The organism is Arthrobacter sp. Y3225116, from assembly GCF_059091245.1.
The window spans coordinates 1-2834 of sequence record NZ_JBNHGL010000315.1 but is presented as its reverse complement, the minus strand read 5'-3'; the positions used below and the strand labels follow the sequence as shown (position 1 = coordinate 2834).

Here is a 2834-nt window from a genome sequence, read left to right as displayed (position 1 = left end):
CCGTGGGCGCGCAGGTCGCGGTCGGCGCCGGCGAGGCGGCGGCAGCACAGCCCGTGACCTGACCCGGACCAGGCGGCATATCAAAGGCGTGACCAATCACCGGGCGATGCGGCCGGGAAGGTGCGCCGCAGCGCCCGTCCCGGCGGCGAGGATGCGGTCCAGCATGGCCGGGTCGGTGGTGTTTTCGCCCAGCCGGTTCGGCTTGCCCGCGCCGTGGTAATCGCTGGAACCGGTGACGATCAGATCGTGCTTGGCGGCCAGCCGGCGCAGCTGTTCCCTGCCCTCTTCCGGGTTGTCCCGGTGATCGATCTCCACGCCGGCCAGCCCCGCGTCGAGCATCTCGCGGACGACGGCATGGCCGACCACCCGGCCCCGGCTGCTGGCCACAGGATGGGCAAAGACCGGCACTCCCCCCGCCTCGCGCACCAGGGCGACGGCGGTGGCCGGGTCGGGCGCGTAGTGCGACACGTAGTAGCGCGAGTGGGCGGTCAGGATGCGGGCGAAGGCCTCGCTGCGGTCAGACACGATCCCCGCCGCCACCAAGGCGTCGGCGATGTGCGGCCGGCCGATGGTCGCCCCGTGCCCGGCCCGGGCCGTGACCTCCGCCCACGAGATGGGGAAGTCCTCGGCGAGCAGTTCCACCATCCGTTCGGCCCGGGTCATCCGCGCGTCGCGGGCCTTGTTGATTTCGGCCAGCAGGCCGGGGTGGGCAGGATCGTGCAGATAGGAGAGCACATGCACGCTGATGCCCTCCACGGTCCGGCACGTGACCTCCATGCCGGGCACAAACCCCAGGCCTGCCTCGACGGCGGCGGTTCGTGCCGCTTCCCAGCCCGCAGTGGAGTCATGGTCGGTCAGCGCCACGACGTCAAGACCGGCGGCTGCGGCGGCACGCACCACCTCGGCGGGCGGTTCGGTGCCGTCGGAAACGGTGGAATGCGCGTGCAGGTCGATCTTCACAGAACCAATTTACGCCAGGAGCCCCCTGCCGGGCGCCGATGTTGGCAGCGCCTTGGGCCGGTGAGACGATGGAGCGGTGAGTACTTACCAGAATGAGGACGCCTCACAGCAGCCTGCCGGGGAGCAGCCGCTGGAAGACCGCGTCAACAACCGTTCCCAGCGCCCCGAATCGGATGCCTTCAAGGAGTTCATGGGCAGCCACTGGGCTCCGGCCGGCTCGTCCGCACCGGAGCAGGATGCCGTCGCACCCTACGCCGCGCGCCGCCGTCGGGCTCTTTCCGAGCATTTCCACGGCGAGCGCCTGGTCATTCCGGCCGGCCCGCTGAAGGTCCGCTCCAACGACACCGACTACCGCTTCCGTCCGCATTCGGGCTTCGCCCACCTCACGGGCCTGGGCCTGGACCATGAGCCGGACGCCGTGCTGGTCATGGAACCGACCGAGGCGGGAGCGGGCGACGACGGCGGCCACCACCGGGCCACGCTGTACTTCCGCCCCATGTCCGGCCGGGATTCCGCCGAGTTCTACGCCAACGCCCGGTACGGCGAGTTTTGGATCGGTCCCCGGCCGACGTTGGAGGAGCTGAGCCGCCGGCTGGGCCTGCCCACCGCCGACCTGGGCGAACTCGAAGTCGCCATCACCAAGGACGCCGGCGTCGTGCACGTGGGCGGCATGCGCATCCGGCTGCTGCGCGAGGTCGACCTGAACGTGGACGCCCTCGTGGACACCTCCCGGATCAACACCGGCGTGGACCTGGAGGAATCAGACCGGCTCGACGGCAAGCTCTCCGAAGCGCTGTCCGAACTGCGCCTGCTCAAGGACGAGTGGGAAGTCCAGGAAATGAAGAAGGCCGTGGAGGCCACGGTGAACGGCTTCCATGAGGTGGTCAAGGTGCTGCCTCGCGCGCTGACGCACGAGCGCGGCGAACGCGTGGTGGAGGGCGCGTTTTTTGCCCGGGCACGCGAAGAAGGCAACGACCTGGGCTACGACACCATCGCCGCCAGCGGCAACAACGCGACCATCCTGCACTGGATCCGCAACAACGGGCAGGTGAAGGCCGGAGACCTGCTGCTGCTGGACGCGGGGGTGGAAGCCGACTCCCTGTACACCGCGGACGTGACCCGCACCCTGCCGGTTAACGGCACGTTCACGGAGGTCCAGCGCAGGATTTACCAGGCCGTACTCGATGCCGCCGACGCCGGTTTCGCCGCCGCCCAGCCGGGCGTGAAGTTCCGCGACGTCCACACCGCCGCCGTGACCGTGCTCGCCGAGCGGCTGGACGAGTGGGGCCTGTTGCCGGTTCCCCTGGCCGAGGCGCTCTCCCCCGAGGGCCAGCACCACCGGCGCTGGATGCCGCACGGCACCAGCCACCACCTGGGCCTGGACGTCCATGACTGTGCGCAGGCGAAGCGCGAGTTGTACCTGGACGGCGTGCTCACCCCGGGCATGGTGTTCACGATCGAGCCCGGCCTCTATTTCAAGGACGAAGACCTGGCCGTCCCCGCCGAATACCGCGGCATCGGGGTGCGGATCGAGGACGACATCCTGATGACCGCCGACGGCCCCGTGAACCTGTCGGCGGCCCTGCCGCGCAAGCCCGAGGACGTGGAGTCCTGGATGGCCGGCATCTACGGCACCTCAGGGGAATAGCGCCCCCGGCGGCCGCCGCCGGAGCAACGCCACATAGGAAGGGATCCGCCGTCTGCGACGGCGGATCCCTTCCGTTTAAGGTGCGCCCGTTCATGGTCGGGCCTTGCCTGGTGCGGGCGCTGCTGGCGTGCGGCTAGGTGCCGGGCCGGTCGTCGTCGTTGAAGGAGCCACGGTTCCCCTCGGCCCGGTGGCCGTCCCCCGGTTGGCTCCCGCCGGCCGGCGTGCG

2 protein-coding genes are annotated in these 2834 nt (G+C 70.2%); one reads left to right on the top strand and one right to left on the bottom strand.

Annotated elements, in window-relative coordinates; genetic code table 11:
• Positions 1 to 96: 96 nt before the first annotated feature.
• The gene (locus AC5RV2_RS16680; protein WP_494093264.1) at positions 97 to 960 is read right to left on the bottom strand and encodes a PHP domain-containing protein; all 864 of its coding nucleotides are present in this window, start codon (positions 958 to 960) and stop codon (positions 97 to 99) included.
• 76 nt (positions 961 to 1036) lie between these two features.
• Between AC5RV2_RS16680 and AC5RV2_RS16675 the strand changes: the two genes are divergently transcribed.
• Positions 1037 to 2608, top strand: a complete 1572-nt coding sequence (locus AC5RV2_RS16675) for an aminopeptidase P family protein (protein ID WP_494093263.1) — start codon at positions 1037 to 1039, stop codon at positions 2606 to 2608.
• Positions 2609 to 2834 lie beyond the last annotated feature (226 nt).